Source organism: Mesorhizobium sp. M1A.F.Ca.IN.020.06.1.1 (assembly GCF_004023265.1).
In the GTDB taxonomy this organism is placed as follows: domain Bacteria; phylum Pseudomonadota; class Alphaproteobacteria; order Rhizobiales; family Rhizobiaceae; genus Mesorhizobium.
The window spans coordinates 1-1,359 of record NZ_RZSR01001264.1; the positions used below are offsets into that span (position 1 = coordinate 1).

At 68.1% G+C, this 1,359-nt stretch carries 2 protein-coding genes; both read left to right on the top strand.

Annotated elements, in window-relative coordinates:
* The first annotated feature begins 26 nt into the window (after positions 1 to 26).
* Complete coding sequence (exbB, locus tag EOA60_RS33105; RefSeq protein WP_128312627.1) at positions 27 to 743, top strand: tonB-system energizer ExbB; 717 nt, start codon at positions 27 to 29, stop codon at positions 741 to 743.
* Positions 744 to 750: 7 nt separating this feature from the next.
* Positions 751 to 1,236 carry a TonB system transport protein ExbD gene (gene exbD / locus EOA60_RS33110; protein ID WP_095779815.1) on the top strand — a complete coding sequence of 162 codons (486 nt, stop codon included), beginning with the start codon at positions 751 to 753 and terminating at the stop codon, positions 1,234 to 1,236.
* Positions 1,237 to 1,359: the final 123 nt, after the last annotated feature.

The following is a 1,359-nucleotide window of genomic DNA, read 5'->3' on the forward strand; positions in this document are numbered from 1 at the left end:
CTGCTGGGGGCGAAGAGCCTTCCGCCATTGCTCTGACGCTGCCGCATGACCTGTCGCCCTGGGGCATGTTCATGAACGCCGACATCGTGGTGAAGGCGGTGATGGTCGGACTTTCTTTCGCTTCTCTGGTCACCTGGACGATCTGGCTCGCCAAGTCGCTGGAGATCCTCGGCGGCAAGCTCAAGGCGCGGCGCGCGGCGAACGCGATCGGCAATGCCGCGACGCTGATGCAGGCCGGCCGCGCGCTCGGCCACAGCGGTGGCCCGGGCGCGCTGCTGGTGCGGGCGGCGGAGGAAGAGCGCGCGCTCTCGGCCGGCGCGTTGGATCACATCTCGGGCGACGGCCTGAAGGAGCGCGTCACCTCGCGGCTGTCGCGCATCGAGGCGGCAGCGTCCCGGCGCATGTCGCGCGGCACCGGCCTACTCGCCACCATCGGCTCCACGGCGCCCTTCGTCGGCCTGTTCGGCACCGTCTGGGGCATCATGAACGCCTTCATCGGCATCTCGCAGGCGCAGACCACCAATCTTGCGGTGGTGGCGCCGGGCATCGCCGAAGCCCTGCTCGCCACGGCAATGGGTCTGGTGGCTGCGATCCCGGCGGTGGTGATCTACAACGTCTTCGCGCGATCGATAGCCGGCTACAGGCAGATCCTCGCCGACGCCTCGGCAGGCGTCGAGCGGCTGGTCAGCCGCGACCTCGATTTTCGCACTGTGCCGCCGGCAACCGCGTTGGCAGCGGAGTGAGCGGCCAATGGCGGCGCGGATTCGCGAGACGGCCGGCGACGATCTCGAGGAAAGCCACGAGATCAACGTCACCCCGTTCATCGACGTCATCCTGGTGCTTTTGATCATCTTCATGGTCGCGGCTCCGCTTGCGACCGTCGACGTCAATGTCGACCTGCCCGGGTCGACGGCGACGCCGGCGCCACGGCCGGAGACACCGCTGTTCCTGACGCTGAAAAGCGATCTTTCTCTGGCGATCGGCAATGAGGCTGTGCCGCGACCGAGCTTCGCCACCGTGCTCCACAGCCGCACCAAGGGCGACAAGCAGACGCGCATCTTCCTGCGCGCCGACAAGACGGTGGGCTATGGCGAGCTGATGGAGGTAATGAACCTGCTGCGCGCTGCGGGCTACCTCAAGATTGCGCTGGTCGGGCTGGAGACGGCGTCCGGCACCGGGGCTGCGGCCGCGGGCGCCACCTCCGCGCCGGCGACAAGCGGAAGCGCGGCGCAATGACGCAAGCGATCGCCGCCTTGTCCACCCAGCCACGCTTCGGCTTCCGCGAAGCCGGTCTGTGGGCAAGCGCGGCCACGGTTATTTTCGCCGCGCATGTCGCGGTCGCTTATGCGGTGCAGAATC